Here is an 18,467-nt window from a genome sequence, read left to right as displayed (position 1 = left end):
GACTGACGCCGATTGAATATCGGGCATCAGTCCTAAAGGCCGCTCAATGACATGTCCTAATTTTGGGGTTCATATCAGTGATTAGCTGCTTTTTTTGTGCGTTGATTGTTCGACGTTTTCATCAAACCAGACGTTCATAATAATGGGCACTAATGGCATATGTTAAGATAGAATCAGTTTTACACGGATTTGAGGACCCCTATGAGTGCAAAGATTTTCATTATAGAAGATAACCAAGAAATTGTTAGCCTTTTGGAAAAGGGCCTTACGGGTTGGGGATTTTCCATAGAAGCTTGCCAAGACTTCCATCAAGTGACGAAAGAGGTACAGGGATTTGAACCCAACTTGGTCTTGATGGATGTTAATTTGCCTTTCTTCAACGGCTTTTATTGGACCCAGGCGATTCGGCAAAAATCACAGCTACCGATTATTTTTCTTTCCTCGCGAGCAGAAGATACTGATCAAATTATGGCCATGAATCTTGGGGCCGACGATTATGTTACTAAGCCTTTCAATTTAGATTTATTAATTGTGAAGATTCAGGCTCTTCTTCGTCGTACGAATGAGGGAAAAGCAACTAGTTCCGCCGAGGTGCAAGCTTTTGGTTTTTCTTTGAACATTCTGGAAAATATTCTGGTAAGGGACGGACAGTCCATCTCTCTTAGCAAAAACGAAACGAAGTTACTCTTTCCCTTGTTTGAAAAAGCGGGTCAAGTGGTCAGTAAGGAGGATCTGATGGCCGCCCTTTGGGATGACGAACTTTTTGTTGACCGTAACACTTTGGCGGTCATGGTGAACCGTATTCGGACAAAAACTAAGGTGATTGATTTTGACAAAGTCTTACAAACGGTTAAAGGGAAGGGGCTGATGCTCCATGATTAAGTACTTTGTAGAAGAGACCAAAGCTTTTTTAAAGGATCATCGGTCGCTGTATTTACTTTTTTTACTAATGGTTTTGCTAGAAGTCTGGGTGACTGGGTTTCAAACTGGTAAACTGTCTCTTTTTTTCGATTTGTTATTACCAGAATGTTATGTACTCGTTGTTTTGACTGCCTGTTTGATATTTTATTGGAAGAAAAAACGGCAAAAGGCTCAAGAAGCAATGACCGAAAAAAGTCTGGAAACTTTGTCACGGGAAGTAGCGACAAGTAGTCAGGAAAAACTCTTATTGGAATTGCTTGAGAGAACTCTTTTTGAAAAGGCTGACTTGGTCGATGAGCAACGTCTTGAAAGCCAGCAAATGAAAGACTACTATGCTCTTTGGGTCCACCAAATTAAGGTGCCCCTCTCAGTTTTAGATTTGATGAATCAAACTGGCACTGTTGATGGTAAGCAGACTAGTGAACAACTCTTTTTGGTTAACCAATATTTGGATATGCTTCTTTCTTTCATTCGCTTACAAGACATTTCTGCTGATTTATTCTTTGATTCTGTATCAGCTAAGAGTCTAGTTTTAAAAGTTATCAAAGAGTATAAGACTTTCTTTATTGAAAAAAACTTGTCGTTGAGTCTTGGGGAAGATGACTTTAACGTGGTGACCGATTCGAAATGGCTGACCTTTGTACTTGAACAGGTAATTTACAATGCAATTAAGTATACAAAAGTTGGTGGATTGACCATTAATTGTACAGTTGACCAGCAGATTATTATACAAGACAGTGGAATTGGTATCGATAAAGCTGACCTGCCTCAGGTATTTAACCAAGGCTACACAGGCTTTAATGGTCGAGTGGAAGATAATGCTTCTGGTCTTGGCTTATACTTAGTTAAAGAGGTATTAGGCAAACTGGGCCATTCAATTCAGATTAAGTCTGACATCGGGAAAGGAACGACCGTGATTATTGACTGTCGACAACGGGCTCTTTCAAGCTAACAAGATTGTAAGGATAACTGTCTGTGCTGTTAGCACGGGGGTTGTCCTTTTTACGTTAAGCTAAAGACACCATAAATTAAGGAGTCAAATAATGACACTATTATCTGTTAATCACATAAAAAAAGAATACAAGTCAAAGCGTTCCATTCAAAAAGTTCAGGCCTTAAAAGACGTGGACTTCCAAGTTGACCAGGGTGAATTTATTGCCATTATGGGGGAATCTGGTTCTGGTAAGTCGACCTTACTGAACTGTATCGCTACTTTGGATAAACCAACTGCTGGCCATATCCTCTTAAAAGATGACGACTTAGCTAACCTGAAAGACAAAGACTTAGCCGCCTTTCGACGAGATCATCTGGGTTTTGTTTTTCAAAACTTTAACTTACTCGATACGTTGACAGTCAGGGACAATATTTACCTGCCCTTGGTGTTAGCTAAAAACACGAAGGGTAAAGAAAAAAAGCTAGAAACATTGGTTGAACAACTTGGTATTGGCAACTTGTTAGACAAGTACCCTTATGAATTGTCGGGTGGTCAGCAACAACGTGTTGCTATTGGTCGTGCGCTAATTACTAAACCAGAGCTCTTGCTCTGTGATGAACCGACCGGAGCTTTGGATTCTAAGAATACCACTGACATTTTGAACCTTTTTGATGACTGTCATCAGTCTGGTCAAACGATTCTCATGGTGACGCACTCGGCACTTTCAGCGGCATACGCTGGTCGGGTACTCTTTATTAAGGATGGGACGGTTTTCCACCAATTATACCGGGGAGATAAGTCCGAACAAGAGATGCTTTTGGCCATTAATGAAGCCATGACAAATTTGTTGGGAGGGCAGTCTTAAAATGTTTTATTTCAAACTTGCCTTCGATTCAATTCGAAAAAATAAGGAAAACTACCTACCGTTTTTACTGGCTACTTCTTCAGCAGTTGCGTTGAACTTTTTGATGCAACTTTTGATTTACGCCCCAGGTGTTAAAGGGCTTATGATGGCCGATGTTGTTCGCTTGCTCCTTGTGTTGGGGCAGGTTATTATTGGGCTGCTTTCTGTAGTAATCATGATTTACTCTTATTCTTTTTTAAATCGGGGAAAGCAGAAAGAATTCGGTTTATACAGTATCCTTGGCATGCAAAAAAAAGATTTACTAAAAATCTCTTTGGTTCAACAAATTCTTTCTTTTTCCTTTAGCTTGGTTGCTGGTTTAACTTCTGGCTTTGTCTTTGCTAAGGTTATGATTTTGCTTTTAATCAAGTTAATTGACGGAACTAGTTTCCAAATGAACTTTTCACTACCCGCCTTATTCTTTACGGTTTTGATTTTTTATATTATTTTCTTGGTTTTGACGATTGTCGACACTGTTGCCGTTTACCGTTCTAAGACTTTAGATTTGATGAAGGCGGAAAAGAAAATTGAAAGTGAACCCAAGAACCGCTGGATTTTCTTTCTACTTGGATTTCTTGCCTTGGTTGTCGGTTATAGTCTCTCCCTAACGGTGCCGACGCCTATCAAAGCTGTCAAGCAGTTCTTTATTGCCGCACTTTTGATTATTTTGGCGACTTATTTACTCTTTGTAGCAGCATCAACTCTGGTATTGAAAGCACTGCAGAAAAACCAAAGTTATTACTACCAAAGTAAACATTTTATTACGGTTTCTAATATGCTCTTTCGGATGAAGCAAAATGCTGTGGGCCTTGCTTCCATCACCTTGCTTTCAACGATGACGCTAGTTGTTGCTTTGACGACTGCAGCAATGTTCTTTGGAAAAACGAACTCAATGAACAACCTTTTTCCAACTGACACTGTTATCAGTACAACGGCTAACGATTTGTCCATGAATGATATTAAGCAATTGGCTAAAAATGAAGGTGTTAACGTTAAAAAAGCTTATAAGATAACAACTTCAACTTCGGAATTATTGACGTTAAACAAGTCTGGTAAAATTTTGAAGAGTGATTCTTCTGCTAAAAGCCAAACCCGCAATGTTGCCTTCATGAACCAAGAAAATTACCAACAATTGACAGGAAAGAAGATAAAGTTATCTAATCAGCAAGTTGTTGTTTATCAGGGGGCAGGGAAGACAGCTTCCGATACCAAAATCTTGAAAGACAAGTCCTTAAAAATGAATGGACAAAATTATCAGGTCAAAAGTATCCATGGTGCCTTACCTGGTTATCCAAGGAGTTCACTCTACCCACAATTAATTGTTGTTACAACTAATTCGGCCTATCAGTCACTTATTAACAGTTATGTCGATGTGTCTGAGTTGACCTCTTCTTATGAAAATCGCGGTTTGCAACTTGGTTTTGACCAAAAGGAGAGTCAGCAGTTCTACTTAAATACGACCGGTAGCACCAAACAAAAAGATGCTTTCTATGCTGACATTAAAAAGCAGTCTAAAAATCCATTTTTGGATGTTCAAGATAAAGCAAGTAACAAAAAAATGGCTAATGCCCTTTATGGTGGTTTCTTCTTCATTGGAATTCTCTTTTCTTTGTCATTTATCTTAGCGACCGGATTGATGATTTATTATAAGCAAATCTCTGAAGGGAAAGCTGACCAGGAACAGTTTGAAATTCTTCAAAAGGTTGGTATGTCCGAGGGTGAAATAAAAAAGATAATTCGTTCGCAGATTGTTTGGCTATTCGGATTGCCGATTGTTGTTTCAATTGTTCATCTTGGCTTCTCCTTTCCGATGATTCAAAAGCTCATCTTAGTCTTTGCTGTACCTATGACAAGTGCTGTTTATGGCATTATGGCTGGTACGATTGCTTTGATGATTATGATTTACTTCTTGATTTACAAGTTGACTTCTCGTACTTATTTTAAGCAGGTGACTGCTTTTCGGGATTAAATGATTTAATAAGTTACGATAGGATGCTGATATGAAGATGCATTTTAACTTAAAAAACGTTTGACATTGCCCCCGTCAATCTGTAATATATATTAGGGCTCACATTTAGTGTAACTGAATGTGAATGACTTTTCGGCTCCCAAGCTCTGCTTGGGAGTCTTTCTATTTTTATAAGAAAAACTGGGACTAAAACCATAGTTTCGGTGCGTGTCAAGCAAGCATAGGAGGCATTATGGCAAAGAAGCAAACCAAGTATATTTTTGTTACCGGTGGAGTCGTTTCTTCTCTTGGAAAGGGAATTGTAGCGGCATCACTTGGCCGCTTGTTAAAAAACCGCGGCTTGAAGATGGCCATCACGAAGTTGGACCCATACATCAACGTTGACCCTGGTACCATGTCTCCTTACCAACACGGTGAAACCTATGTGACGGGTGATGGGTTGGAAACTGATTTGGACATGGGCCACTACGAGCGTTTCATGGACATCAACACCAACATGTACTCCAACGTGACGACTGGCCGGATTTATTCCGAAGTCTTGGCCAAGGAACGGAAGGGTGACTACAACGGTGCTACTGTTCAAGTTATCCCACATATCACCAACGCCATTAAGGAAAAGATTGTTGCTGCCGGTGAATCAACGGATGCCGATGTTGTCATCGTCGAAGTTGGTGGAACGGTTGGCGATATTGAATCATTGCCATTTATCGAAGCTCTCCGGCAAATGAAGTCCGACTATGGTAATGATAACGTCTTCTACATCCACACCTCATTGATTGTTTATTTGCAAGCGGCTGGCGAAGCCAAGACCAAGCCAACCCAACACTCCGTGACGACTTTGCGGTCACTTGGTATCCAACCAGATATGTTGGTCTTGCGGACTGAAAAGCCGTTGACCGATGGCATGAAGGATAAGTTGGCGACCTTTACTGACGTTAATCCAAAGGCCGTGATTGAATCCCGCGATGTTGAAACCTTGTATGAAATTCCTTTGAACTTACAAGCACAAGGAATGGACCAAGTGGTTTTGGACAAGTTGCAATTGGACCAACCAGCAGCTGATATGACCGAATGGTCAGCCATGGTTGATTCAATCAAGAACCCGAAGAAGGATATCCATGTTGCGGTGGTTGGTAAGTATACCGACTTGCAAGATGCCTACATCTCTGTCAACGAAGCCTTGAAACACGCCGGTTACTCACAAGACACGGATGTGAAAATCGACCACATTAACTCTGAAACAGTTACTGAAAACAATGTGGCAGACTTGCTTGGTAAGATGGACGGCATCATGATTCCTGGAGGCTTTGGCCCCCGTGGAACCGAAGGTAAGATTCAAGCGATTAAGTATGCCCGTGAAAACAACATTCCATTCTTAGGGGTATGTCTGGGAATGCAGTTGGCTTCTGTTGAATTTGCCCGGGACGTCTTGAACTATAAGGACGCCAATTCGACTGAGTTGAACCCAGAAACAACTCACCCAATTATTGGTTTGATGAATGACCAAAACGAAGTCACTGACCTTGGGGGAACCCAACGGTTGGGGTACTACCCAACTTGCTTGCTTGAAGGGTCAAAGGCTGCTGCTGCCTATGACAACCAAGAAGAAGTTGACGAACGCCACCGTCACCGTTACGAATTCAACTTGGATTACCGGGCTGAATTTGAAAAGAACGGCATGGTCTTCTCAGCAACTTCACCTGATAACAAGTTGATGGAAGTGATCGAATATCCGAAGAACGACTTCTTCGTGGCTGCCCAGTACCACCCCGAATTTATTTCACGGCCTAACAAGCCCGAAGGTTTGTACCACAGCTTTGTTACTGCTGCGGTTAACTACAACGAAAAGTAAAATAATTTCACAAAAAAGTCGCCATCCGTGGCGATTTTTTCGTATATAAGAAAGGTTATAATGAAGGTATGCTAGCAAACATTTCAGAACACCTTGAACATAAATTAGCCTTACTCCCCGGCGAACCTGGCTCTTACCAAATGAAGGACCGCTTGGGCAAGATTATCTATGTCGGTAAGGCCAAAAATTTAAAGAACCGGGTCCGGTCCTACTTTAAGCAGGACCATACCGGTAAAACGGCCGAATTGGTGGCCAACATTGTCGATTTTGACTTTATCGTGACCAATTCTGACAAGGAAGCCTTTCTGCTCGAAAACGAGCTGATTAAAAAGTACAAACCCTACTATAATATCCGCTTGAAGTATGGGACTGGCTATCCCTATATCAAAATCACGAACGAACGGGACCCGCGGATGGCTTTGGTATCAGAAGTGAAGAAAGATGGGGCCTTTTACTTTGGTCCTTACCCAAATGTCTACGCCGCGCAGGAAACCCTGCACTTTTTGGAGAAAAACTATCCTTTGCGGCGGTGCAAGGGCCGGCAAGGGCGGCCTTGCCTGTACTATTCAATGGGGCAGTGCTTGGGGGCCTGCTTTCGGACGGTGCCAAAGGCTGAGTATGATGACCAGGTTGACCGGATTAAGCGGTTTTTGTCTGGGGATACGAGGGTGGTCAAGAGTCGGTTGTCTAAGCAAATGGACGAAGCAGCTGAAAGCCTTGAATTTGAACGGGCCGCTGACTTACGCGACCAGTTGAAGTATATCGATGAAACGGTGGAATCGCAGCGGGTCTTGTCGAACGATTCAACGCCCCGAGACTTGTTTAACTTTTACCTGGACAAGGGCTGGATTACCGTTTCGGTCTTCTTTTTGCGCCAAGCTCGGTTGATCCGGCAAAGTAAGCAGACTTTCTCGGTCGTTGGTGACGGGGTTGATGAGTTAACGACCTATATCCAGCAGTTTTATTTGCAAAAAAATATCCAAAAGCCTAAGGAAATCTTGGTGCCAAAGGATGTTGATAGTCAGATGTTATCAGAGGCCTTAGACTTACCAGTCCGAACACCAGTCCGTGGGGAAAAGAAGGACCTCTTGGACCTGGCTGGTAAGAACGCTCGGATTGCTTTGGAAGAAAAGTTCCGCTTGATGGAATTAAACGAGCAAAAGACCGCCGGGGCGATGAAGGAAATCACGGATGCCCTTGGCATTTCGATGGGCCACCGGATTGAGGCCTTTGACCACTCCCATACCCAGGGGGAAGAGATTGTATCGGCGATGGTGGTCTTTGAAGATGGTCGGCCGAACAAGGATATGTACCGAAAGTACAAGATTAAGTCGACTGACCATGCCGATGAATGGTTGGAAACCCAAGAAGTCATCCGCCGGCGTTATTCGCGCTTATTAAAAGAGGGGGCCGATTTGCCGGACTTGGTTTTGATGGATGGTGGTTTAATCCAACTCCATGCAGCTAAGGAAGTTTTGGAAGACGAACTTGGCCTAGTTGACTTGCCGATTGCTGCGATGGTCAAAAATGACAAGCACAAGACGGCGGATTTGATTGATGGGAAGACAGAAGAGGTTGTGACCTTGGACCACAAGTCGCAAGGGTTCTTCTTAGTCCAACGTATCCAAGAAGAAGTCCACCGTTTTGCCATTACCTTCCACCGGCAGTCACGGTCAAAGAAGTCTCTGGCATCCAGGTTGGATGCGATTTCTGGGGTGGGACCAAAGACCCGGCAAAAGCTCTTGTCGAATTTTGGTTCGATTACCAAGATTGAAGCAGCCAAGCCAGAAGAATTGGAAGCCCTGGGGATTTCTGCCAAAACTGCCCAGCTTATCCACTGGTCGTTATCAGAGTCCAAGAATTGATTCGGTCTAATGACCGATTTAATCATAGGCAATCAGCTTTACCTATGATAGAATTAATTAGTTAAAAACGTTTTTTGTAAAAAAGGAGTAAGTTCCGGAAGGGACATTATCATGGCATTTGTTGATCAAGCACAAGTTGAATTAAAAGCTGGAAAGGGTGGCGATGGCATCGTCTCTTTCCGACACGAAAAATTTGTTGCCATGGGCGGTCCCTTCGGTGGGGATGGCGGCCATGGTGGCTCAATTATTTTGAAGGTTGATGAAGGTTTGCGGACCTTGATGGACTTTCGTTATAACCGCCACTTTAAGGCCCAATCGGGGGGTAAAGGTGGCACTAAGGGGATGACTGGGGCTTCAGCCGAAGACCGGGTGATTAAGGTTCCCCAGGGAACAATTATCACGGATGCTGATACTGGTGAAGTTTTGGGCGACTTGGTCCATGCTGACCAGACCTTGTTGGTGGCCCGTGGTGGCCGTGGTGGCCGTGGTAATATCCACTTTGCGACCCCCGCAAATCCGGCCCCAGAACTGTCTGAAAACGGTGAGCCTGGCCAAGTCCGTAACATTAAGTTGGAGCTCCGCGTCTTGGCTGATGTTGGTTTGGTTGGTTTCCCATCTGCTGGAAAGTCAACTTTGTTATCGGTGGTATCCAATGCAAAACCAAAGATTGCGGCTTACCACTTTACGACAATTGACCCCAATATTGGGATGGTTCGCTTGAGTGATGACCGTGACTTTGTCATGGCGGACTTGCCTGGTTTGATTGAAGGAGCTTCCGAAGGGGTTGGCCTTGGATTCCAGTTCCTCCGCCACGTTGAACGGACCCGGGTCATCTTGCACTTGGTTGATATGTCTGGAATTGAAGGGCAAGACCCTTATACCCAGTACCGTAAGATTTTGACTGAGTTGGAACAATACGATCCAACCATTTTGGACCGGCCCCAAATTGTGGTGGCAACCAAGATGGACTTGCCTGACTCAGCTGACTTGTTGGTCGACTTTAAAAAGCAGGTTGAAGATGATTCTGGTTTGAAGGAAGTCCCTGAAATCGTCTCGATTTCAGCTGTGACCCATGATGGGGTTGATGACTTGCTTCGCAAGACCGCTGATATGCTTGACAAAGCCCCAGTACCGTCTGCTTACCAGCAAGAGGAAGAAACGCCGGAAGAAAAGATTTACCAGTTCAAGCAAGATACTCCTGACTTGTCAGTGGCTTGGGATGATGAATTTGGCTCTTGGTTGATTTCTGGACCAGAAGTTGAAAAGTTGGCCGCGATGACCAACTTACAACGTGAAGCAACGATTATGCGCTTTGCCCGCCAACTCCGCCACATGGGCGTTGATAAAAAGCTCCGCGAAGCCGGGGCAAAAGACGGGGACGATGTCCGGATTAATAATACGAACTTTGTCTTTGAATATTCTGATTAAACCTGGGAACCCAGGTTTTTTTTATTGGAAAAAATTTCTGCTAGGACCGGCCAAGAATTAGCCGGCCTTTGTTATAATGAATAAGATAGTTGTTTTTTCAAAAACAACCCGCAAATGAGGATAAACCATGATTTTACCAGCCCTACAAGAGGCCTTTGATAAACAATTCCAAGAAAAAACGCCGATCCAAGCAGCGTTGTTTGACCGCTTGAGTGCTGGCGAATCCCTGTATGGGATGGCGCCAACTGGGTCTGGTAAGACCCTGGCCTTTGCCTTGCCGCTCTTATCCCGGTTGGATTTGACGGCTAAAAAGAGCCAGTTATTAATTTTGGCTCCCTCGCAAGAACTTGGGGCTCAATTGGCCCAGGTCATCCGGCCTTATGCCGGCTTAGTGGGCGCTAAGGTCGCCACACTGATTGGTGGGGCCAATGGTAAGCGCCAAGCTGACAAGTTAAAAAAGGAAAAGCCAGCCGTTTTGGTTGGAACCTTGGGCCGGGTTTTGACCATGATTGATGGCGGGGCTTTAAAGACTAAAGATATTTCAATGTTGGTGGTCGATGAAGCCGATGCCACCTTGGTGGAAGAACACGAAGGGGACTTGCGGTCTTTGGCAAACTTGCTGCCACCACTGGACCAGGTCGCCTTGTTTTCCGCGACAGCCGGAGTTGATTTAGACTGGGTTGATACCTTATTTGGTAAGAAAGTTGTCCCAGTTGCAATCGAAAACCAGGCACCAAAGACAATCCATCATACTTACTTGCACGTTGATGACCGGGCCAAACACAAAGTTTTGATTGAACTAGCCCGCCGTCACCAGCAGGCTCTGGTCTTCTTTAATACGATTGGGGCCTTGGTCTCTGCTCAAGCGGCTTTACGACACGAGCACGCCTCCGTGATGTCCGTTGGTAACAATGAAAAGTCACACTTGAAGCGGGCTGATGCCTTGAAATCTTTTAAGGCTGGCAAATTAGACTTGTTGCTGGCGACCGATGTGGCTGCCCGTGGCTTGGACATCCAAGGCCTGCCCTTGGTCGTGAATGCCCAAATTCCAAACAACCAGGCCACTTATGTCCACCGGACTGGTCGGACAGGCCGGGCTGGATTGGAAGGTCAGGTCTTAAACTTAGGTAATGACCATGATATTCGCAAGCTAAAGCAGGTTGTGCCAGAAGGGCATGACTTGGAAAAGTTTACTTGGGAAAGCGCCAAGTCGTCTTCCAAGAAGCGGCCTGGTGCGGCCAACCAAGAAACCGACCGACCAGCACCCGTTAAGGTGGCGGATACGGTCGCTATCGGCTCTGACAAGGACCAAGGTGAAAGTAAGTCAGCCGATTCGTCAAGTTCTAACCGGACCAAGAGAGGTCAACACCAGGCTGGTCAGCAACCTGTCGGTCAGCTAACGTCGGCTAAGCCGAAGAAAAAGAAACACCAAGCTCGGAAGAAAAAAGATAAGGGTAAGCCTAAGTGGGCAACTCGTGACCGTGACTAGGGTGTGGTCTTTTTGCGGTTAGCGATTAAACAAATTACTGAATTTGATTTGGGAAAAGACTAGGACTTAAGTTGGTTACCATCAGAAGGTCCTTGCCATCCTGAATGGAATGGAGGCTTTTCATGCCAGAATTACCAGAAGTTGAAACCGTTCGCCGGGGCTTAACCGCCTTGGTCAAGGGCGCTACAATTGAAAAGGTCAAAGTACCTTACCAAAAGGCAGTTGTTTCCGACTTAAAAGAATTTAAGGAAACCCTGACCGGTGCGACGATTGACCACATTGACCGGCGGGGCAAGTACCTCTTAATCCGCCTGTCTAATGACTATACGGTGGTGTCTCATTTGCGGATGGAAGGCCAGTATTCGGTCGAACCAAAAGACTCAACCCCCCACAAGCATACCGAGGTAATTTTGACCCTGTCTGATGACCGGGACTTGATGTATAACGACACCCGGCGGTTTGGTCGGATGCAGCTGGTTCCAACTGGTAAAGAGATGACGGATGTTTCCGGTTTGGCCAAGATTGGGCCTGAGCCAACGGCAGAAGAACTATCAGTTGATTACTTAACTGACATCTTGCAAAGTTCCCACCGGATGATTAAGCCCTTCTTACTCGACCAGTCCAAGCTGGCTGGGTTGGGTAATATTTATACCGACGAGGTTTTGTGGCAGAGTCAGCTTAACCCGGAGACCTTAACGGACCAGGTGACTGCTAAAGAAACCAAGACGCTGCGTGATAATATTATCGCTGAAATTAAGCGGGCAGTTGACCACCACGGCACGACCGTTCATTCTTTTTCAAACGTCTTTGGTGAAGTCGGTAAGTTTCAAAATGAACTCGATGTATACGGCCGGGCCGGTGAGGAATGCCGACGGTGTGGCACAACTTTGGTAAAGACCAAGGTCGCCCAACGGGGAACAACTTACTGCCCTAAGTGCCAAGTTAAAAAATAAAGTAAAACCAGCTAGAAAGCATTAACTGGAAGGAACCCATGGATAAGATTGAACCAATTTCTCGTAAACGAGTAAAGTATACTGCCCGCCAACAACTGAAGGGTAATTTTAAGCAGATTTTGAAGGTCAATGCTGTTGTAATTGCCTACTTAATTTTCCAAATTTTGATGGCCGTAGCCGCCGCTGCAGTCATGACCTATAACTACTTAAAGTACAACACTTTGGTTTTAGATAGCCAATCTGGGGGCTACATCTGGTCAATGGTCACCGATGCTCTTGTGACAGTTTTTGTTTGGTCAGCCCGGTGGGGGATTGTTGATAAGTTCCAAAAGCCAAAAGAAAAGGTTGGTGTGAAAGCAGGTCTTCAGGCCTTTCAAGCCGGCCGGTTCTTTGCTGCCTTTATGTTGGCCTTTGTTGTCAATATTTTGGAGTTTTTCTGGTCAATCCTAATTATTCCGTTCTTCGTTAAGCCCTTTTCTTATTCACAGACCTACTATGCCTATAAGATGGACTTAACCTTTGACCGTCGGCAAAAGTCTTTGACAGACTACATCACGATTTCAAGAAAGGTGATGCTTGGCCGGAAGTGGGAACTCTTTAAATTGGAGTTTTCTTTGATTGGCTGGCACATCTTTGGCATTGTCACCCTTGGCTTTGGTTACATCATTGCCTTACCATACATTAATACCTGCCGGGTAGTGTATTCCAGCCAGGTATTTGCACAAGCAGCACTGAAGGGGCAGTCATAATGAAAGTTATCGGGATTACTGGTAGTATTGCAACTGGCAAATCAGCCGTGACCAAGCAGGTCCAAGAGGCTGGGTACAAAGTGATTGATGCTGACCTCGTTTACCGTGGGGTGGTTGAACCAGGTTCACATGTCTTAGAAGAAATTAAGGACGCCTTTGGCGCCCAAGTAATTGAAAACGGCGTTTTGAACCGGAAGCGCCTGGGGAAAATTGTTTTTAAAAACCCAGCCCGGTTAAAGGAACTAACGGCGATTACAAGTCCAGCCATCCAATCGGCAATTGTCGACCAACTTGGTTTTTTGCGGGCTGGTGATGAACCGGTTGTCTTTGTGGCAATCCCGCTTTTATTTGAACAAAAGTATAACGAAGTTGATTGGATTGATGAAATCATCGTCGTTGAAACCAACGAGCGGTTGGAGCTCGACCGCTTGATGGCGCGCGACCATTTAGACGAATGGGATGCCCAGAGTCGGATTAAGTCGCAACTGCCAATTGCAGACAAGGTGAAAATGGCCGATGTTGTTTTTGACAATAATGGGACCAAAGAAGACTTGGCCGCCCAGGTACAAGACTACTTAAATAAACTAGTATAAGGATTTTTGGAATGGACCAGGACCAGCAGACAATTGAATTTCAGGCCAAGGACAAGGCCTACTTGCAGGCAAGCCAGCCGGTGACATTGTCAGACTTGGACCGGACCTTTAGCCTTTATCTGCCCTTTTTGGGAACCAAGGCCTACGCCCTTTACCATTACTTAGTCCAAGAAAGCCTGGCGGGCGTTACTACTTTGTCCGACCACTACCAGATTTTGGACTCTTTGACATTGTCGAACCCAGACTTTGTTCGGTCGCGGCGGTTGCTTGAAGGAGTCGGATTAGTTAAGACCTTTTACCAATCAGCCGGCCTCCAACCGGGTTATACTTATCAAATTAAGGCCCCGGTTTCAGCCAAAAACTTCTTTGCAGAAGACCTGTTGTCTGGTCTTCTCTTCTACTATGTTGGTGAAGAACGGTTTCAAACCCTAGCTGCCCGCTACCAAAGTCAAGGGGCTAACCTACCTACTGGGACGGCAACTGAGGATATTTCGGCCTCCTTCTTGGAGTTGTTTGACATGCCAGCCCGGGAAGGGCGACCAGAAGTCAATATTGCTGCGGCTGAACCACCTAAAGCAAGTGGGCTAGACTTTCAGATGACTGGCTTTGACTTTGAGGCGATGACGGCGTTGACCCATGGGATTAGTGCGGCTGCCTTAAAGCAAGAAAAGAGTCTGATTATGACTCAGCAGGTCTTGTATGGCTTGACGGAAGCAGAATTGGCAACGGCCATTACCCGGTCGGTCAACTTAGACGACCACCGGCTGAATAAAAATGGGTTCTTGGCCTATTTGAAGGCTAACTGGGGAAACCAGCAGGCCCGGCCAAGCCAGGTAAAAACGTCTGCCAATCAAGCAACGACTCAGTCAGAAAGCCAAGGGCCAACAAAGGTTAACCAGAAAAAGTTCCAGGCCCTTTACCAAGCAGCTGATAGCCTCAGTCCAGTCGACTTTATCAAGCAAATTAAAGAAAAGAACCAGGGGTATTTGACCCAGTCAGAAAACCGGATTTTGACTGACTTGGTTGACCAAAAGGTCTTGCCAATTCCAGTTATTAATATTTTGATTTACCAAGTTTTGGTGAATATGGACCAGGCGGATTTGAAACGAAACTTGGTCGATGCGATTGCTAACAACTGGGCGAAGGCCCGGGTTAAAACGGCTCCCGAAGCTGTCCAAGCAATCTTAGACCACCAAAAAGCGGGTCAAAACCGACAAAGTCAGCAGGGGAGTGCCACCAACCGGCAGTGGTCAAACCGTAGTCAAAAGGTGGAGCCAACCTTTGCCAACAATGACCAGGCTAAGGGGCAGGACTATGATGCCGAATCGGCTGCTAAGGTTTTTGCTGCCTTTAATGAACGTCAGCACAACAAGAATTGAGGGATAAGATGAAAGATTTAGGGTCTGTTCTAAAAGATTTTCAAAGTAAATATCCACAAATTTCATCCCAGCGGATGGCCCACGCCTTACAAATGATTAAGGGCGATGACGAAATCCAGGCCTTTTGGCGTGAAAATGAGGCCAAGTTGGCGCCTGATGCTTTTGAAGTGTCGATGATGGACTTATTTGAATTTGTCATCCAAAAAAAGCGGACGAAGAACCCGGAAAACTCACTGTACCCGGGCTACTTGCCAACGCTGACCTTGGAAAAGGGTTACCCTCAAGTTACTTATAAGGCGGATGAACGGACGCAAAAGGCCCAGACCAAGCAGCGGATGTTAAAAAAGTTGGCGGTACCAAAGGCGGTTGCCAACGCGAACTTGGAAGAAATTTCCAAGCAAGATGGGGCTGACCAGGGCCGGGGACCGGCTGTTTTGCAGGCAGTTCAGACTTACAATGCCTTGGTAGCGAAAAAGGAAACTGCTTCCGATAACTTTGTGCCGGGCATCTACCTGTCTGGTGACTTTGGTATTGGAAAAACCTACCTGATGGGAGCCTTAGCCAACGCCTTGGCCGCCGAAGGGATTCCGGTCATGATGGTTCACTGGCCATCATTACTTGACCAATTGAAATCAACTTTTAATAAAAATAATAATCCACAGAGTACTGACCAAGTTTTGAACCAGGCTAAAACGGCACCAGTCCTTGTCCTAGACGACTTAGGGGCTGATTCATTATCAAGCTGGGCCCGGGATTCAATCCTGGCTGTTATCTTGGAATACCGGATGCAAAACGAATTAACGACTTGCTTTACGTCAAATTTTGATTTACAGTCATTAGAACAGTACTTGGGTCAGACGAAGGACGGGAAAGAACCTGGTAAGGCGGCTCGGTTGATGCAACGGGTCCTTTATTTGTCAAAGCCAGTGGCAATGGCGGGTGAAAACCGGCGGTTGAACCGGTAAATGGCCGGGTCTCACGGTTTGGCCCACAAGCTGGACTGACGGGGGTTACCCTGAAAGGACGCTTTCATGAAAAAGCATGTTTTAAACTTATTTTTGATTTTACTAGCTGCCGTGGCAGCTTTTTTCCTTACTAGAGCAGATAGTTTTTTGTACCAGGAACCAGTTGGCCAGGTCACCCATGTTAAAACTGAGAATAAGTCAACGACGACCGACGAGTTTAACAACCAGGATACCGAAGCAAACCAAATCTTAACCGTGAAGGTTTTAAACCGGTCGAATAAGGTTGTTAAGATTTCAAATGCGATTACCGGGTCACAAACGATGGACACGACTTTCCGGGTTGGGGACCAAATCATTTTGAAACATGAAACCGGTGGGTATGGGATTGATATGATCAAGCGCGACTCAACCATGGTGGCCTTGATTGTCCTATTGTTGGTGGCCACCTTTGTGTATGCCAAGCCCAAGCGGACTAGTTTCTTATTGGCGTCACTGCTAATCAATGCCTTGATTTTTGTGCTAGCCCTGGTGGTCGATGTGCAAGTTAAAAACTTGATGGTCATTACCTGGTTTGCTGGTTTGGGTGCTGTCTTAGCCACAATCTCTTTGTTCTTGGTTTTGGGTTGGAATAAGCAGGCCCAGATTACCTTGTTATCTACCATTTCAACGACAGCGATCTCCATGGTTGCCTTAGGCTTTGCCGTTTGGATTACCGGTGGAATTGGTGTCCACTTTGAAACGATGTCTTATGTCACCCAAGTCCCATCTCAACTCTTTTACGCTCAAGCAATTATTGGGGTCTTGGGAGCGGTGATGGATGAATCCTCGGATATTGTGGCAGGTCTCTTTGGCTTGCACCGAGAATCAGCAGAGCGGCCTTTTAGCGAATACTGGCGGTCGGGAATGTCGATTGGCCGAGAAATTTTGGGCACTTTGACCAACGTTTTGTTTATGATCTTTATCGCTGAGACTTTGCCAATGGTGATTTTGATGCTCCGCAATGGTAATAACTGGTCTTACATCTTAGACCAAATCATGAACCTGGGAATCTTGCAGACGGTTGTATCTGCCCTTGGCATTGTCTGGGCGGTCCCAATTACGGCTGGAATTACTGGTTTTGTCCTCCAGCACCGACCAGGTAAGGAGGCTGCCTCATGAATACGGTTGGCTTACTCTTAATTTTCTTACTGGCTTCACTAATTTTGGTGGCAGGTAAGCAGGGAGTTAAATCCTTTATTGGCTTGGCTTTGAATTTCTGCTTAATTTTCATGCTGATTGTCCTGGTTAACTTAGGTTTTAGCCCCTTGATTGTCACAGCCGTGATTGCCGTCATGATTTTGTCGGTGGCAATTTTCTTATCATCAGACCGGTCACGGGTAATGACAATTGCCTGGCAGACATCCTTGCTTGTTTCTTTGGCAGTCGGAGTCTTGGCCTTTGTTGTCCAATACTTCGCCCAGGTCCAGGGCTATACTTTGGAAAATTCAGATGAATTGGAAGGCTTGTCTTTGAGTGTTGGAATTAATTACGGTCACTTAGTGGTGATTGTAATGGTGATTTCTGCCTTGGGAGCGATTGCCGAGGCCTCGATGGCAGTGACGGCTGACTTGTTCGAAGTCATCGAACGGTCGCCTGATATCACAGAAGAATCACTGAGTGAACATGCTCATTTGATTGGCAACCAAATTCTTGGAACAGCAGTCAACACTTTGTTCTTTGGAATGCTGGGGGCCAATATTCCTTTGTTGATTTGGTATATTCGTTTGAAGTATTCCATTGCTGAATTAGTCAATGGGAAGTTGCTTGGGATGGAAGTCGCCACCATGCTGTTGGGGATGGTTGGTATTTTGCTATCGATTTGGTTTGCTACTTGGCTAGTGGAACACTCATACAAAAAGGAAGGACGGCACTTGTTAGATGAACCAGACCTTTAATTTGATTGAAGAAATTACCCGCAATGACGGGTCGATTTACTATGAACTCGGTAATATCCCAGAAAATTCCCGGGCTGAGTATGCGGCTGACCACGGCTTTATCAAGTCTGTCCGGATTTTGAAGATGAACATTCCCCGGTCTTCCCACGTTGAAAAAGTCGAAGCTTATATCAACAAAAATTATGACTTCTTGGGCCTTGAAGCCGACCACTTTGTCGAATGGGTCAAGTCAGATGAAATCGCCCAGGAAATGAAGCAAATCCTCTTGGACAATAAGTTGGGTTAGCGCTCTTGCTGGTTGATTTCTCACTTGTAATTTAGACCAATTTTCTTTATAATTATAAGCGTTGTTTCAACGCTTAATGGTGGCATAGCCAAGCGGTAAGGCATGGGTCTGCAAAACCTTGATCGCCGGTTCGATTCCGGTTGCCACCTTCAAAATAAAAGTCCTAGTTATGACGTATACCCCAAAAACTAAAGTAAATATTTACTAGTTCGCTAAGCGGCTGGTTGCCGATATTCAATCGGTGAC

16 protein-coding genes and 1 tRNA gene are annotated in these 18,467 nt (G+C 45.1%); all 17 read left to right on the top strand.

Annotated features, from left to right (window positions below; genetic code table 11):
* Positions 1–201: 201 nt before the first annotated feature.
* The 17 genes from AC5162_RS06010 to AC5162_RS05930 all read left to right on the top strand — a co-directional run bounded on the left by AC5162_RS06010 (position 202) and on the right by AC5162_RS05930 (position 18,370).
* Positions 202–882: a response regulator transcription factor gene (locus AC5162_RS06010; protein WP_496534350.1), complete on the top strand. Its 681-nt coding sequence runs from the start codon at positions 202–204 to the stop codon at positions 880–882.
* 220 nt (positions 883–1,102) lie between these two features.
* The gene (locus tag AC5162_RS06005; RefSeq protein ID WP_496534349.1) at positions 1,103–1,873 is read left to right on the top strand and encodes a sensor histidine kinase; all 771 of its coding nucleotides are present in this window, start codon (positions 1,103–1,105) and stop codon (positions 1,871–1,873) included.
* 91 nt (positions 1,874–1,964) lie between these two features.
* Complete coding sequence (locus AC5162_RS06000; RefSeq protein WP_496534348.1) at positions 1,965–2,720, top strand: ABC transporter ATP-binding protein; 756 nt, start codon at positions 1,965–1,967, stop codon at positions 2,718–2,720.
* 1 nt (position 2,721) lies between these two features.
* A complete protein-coding gene (locus AC5162_RS05995) occupies positions 2,722–4,728 on the top strand; it encodes an FtsX-like permease family protein (protein ID WP_496534347.1) in 2,007 nt (668 codons plus the stop codon).
* Positions 4,729–4,960: 232 nt separating this feature from the next.
* The gene (gene pyrG / locus AC5162_RS05990; RefSeq protein WP_496534346.1) at positions 4,961–6,580 is read left to right on the top strand and encodes a CTP synthase; all 1,620 of its coding nucleotides are present in this window, start codon (positions 4,961–4,963) and stop codon (positions 6,578–6,580) included.
* Positions 6,581–6,648: 68 nt separating this feature from the next.
* A complete protein-coding gene (uvrC, locus tag AC5162_RS05985; RefSeq protein ID WP_496534345.1) occupies positions 6,649–8,445 on the top strand; it encodes an excinuclease ABC subunit UvrC in 1,797 nt (598 codons plus the stop codon).
* Between the two features lie 111 nt (positions 8,446–8,556).
* Positions 8,557–9,873: a GTPase ObgE gene (gene obgE / locus AC5162_RS05980; RefSeq protein WP_496534344.1), complete on the top strand. Its 1,317-nt coding sequence runs from the start codon at positions 8,557–8,559 to the stop codon at positions 9,871–9,873.
* A 127-nt stretch (positions 9,874–10,000) separates the two neighbouring features.
* Complete coding sequence (locus AC5162_RS05975) at positions 10,001–11,362, top strand: DEAD/DEAH box helicase (RefSeq protein WP_496534343.1); 1,362 nt, start codon at positions 10,001–10,003, stop codon at positions 11,360–11,362.
* 122 nt (positions 11,363–11,484) lie between these two features.
* The gene (gene mutM / locus AC5162_RS05970) at positions 11,485–12,315 is read left to right on the top strand and encodes a DNA-formamidopyrimidine glycosylase (RefSeq protein ID WP_496534342.1); all 831 of its coding nucleotides are present in this window, start codon (positions 11,485–11,487) and stop codon (positions 12,313–12,315) included.
* 38 nt (positions 12,316–12,353) lie between these two features.
* A complete protein-coding gene (locus AC5162_RS05965) occupies positions 12,354–13,064 on the top strand; it encodes a DUF975 family protein (RefSeq protein WP_496534341.1) in 711 nt (236 codons plus the stop codon).
* Positions 13,064–13,657 (top strand): dephospho-CoA kinase, encoded by a 594-nt coding sequence (gene coaE / locus AC5162_RS05960; RefSeq protein ID WP_496534340.1) that lies wholly within the window; start codon positions 13,064–13,066, stop codon positions 13,655–13,657. The genes AC5162_RS05965 and coaE overlap by 1 nt, the downstream gene beginning before the upstream one ends.
* An 11-nt stretch (positions 13,658–13,668) precedes the next feature.
* Positions 13,669–15,036 (top strand): DnaD domain protein, encoded by a 1,368-nt coding sequence (locus tag AC5162_RS05955; protein ID WP_496534339.1) that lies wholly within the window; start codon positions 13,669–13,671, stop codon positions 15,034–15,036.
* Between the two features lie 8 nt (positions 15,037–15,044).
* Positions 15,045–16,001 (top strand): primosomal protein DnaI, encoded by a 957-nt coding sequence (gene dnaI / locus AC5162_RS05950; RefSeq protein ID WP_496534338.1) that lies wholly within the window; start codon positions 15,045–15,047, stop codon positions 15,999–16,001.
* A 66-nt stretch (positions 16,002–16,067) separates the two neighbouring features.
* Complete coding sequence (locus tag AC5162_RS05945; RefSeq protein ID WP_496534337.1) at positions 16,068–17,159, top strand: YibE/F family protein; 1,092 nt, start codon at positions 16,068–16,070, stop codon at positions 17,157–17,159.
* Positions 17,156–17,935, top strand: a complete 780-nt coding sequence (locus AC5162_RS05940; RefSeq protein ID WP_496534336.1) for a YibE/F family protein — start codon at positions 17,156–17,158, stop codon at positions 17,933–17,935. Before AC5162_RS05945 ends, AC5162_RS05940 begins: the two co-directional genes overlap by 4 nt.
* The gene (locus AC5162_RS05935; RefSeq protein WP_496534335.1) at positions 17,919–18,221 is read left to right on the top strand and encodes a hypothetical protein; all 303 of its coding nucleotides are present in this window, start codon (positions 17,919–17,921) and stop codon (positions 18,219–18,221) included. Before AC5162_RS05940 ends, AC5162_RS05935 begins: the two co-directional genes overlap by 17 nt.
* A gap of 78 nt (positions 18,222–18,299) precedes the next feature.
* Positions 18,300–18,370 (top strand) — tRNA-Cys (locus tag AC5162_RS05930).
* Positions 18,371–18,467 lie beyond the last annotated feature (97 nt).

This window comes from Fructobacillus sp. ChS1-6f1-1-27, assembly GCF_059579415.1.
The sequence above is the reverse complement of the archived record's forward strand: the minus strand, read 5'-3'. Positions and strand labels throughout refer to the sequence as shown.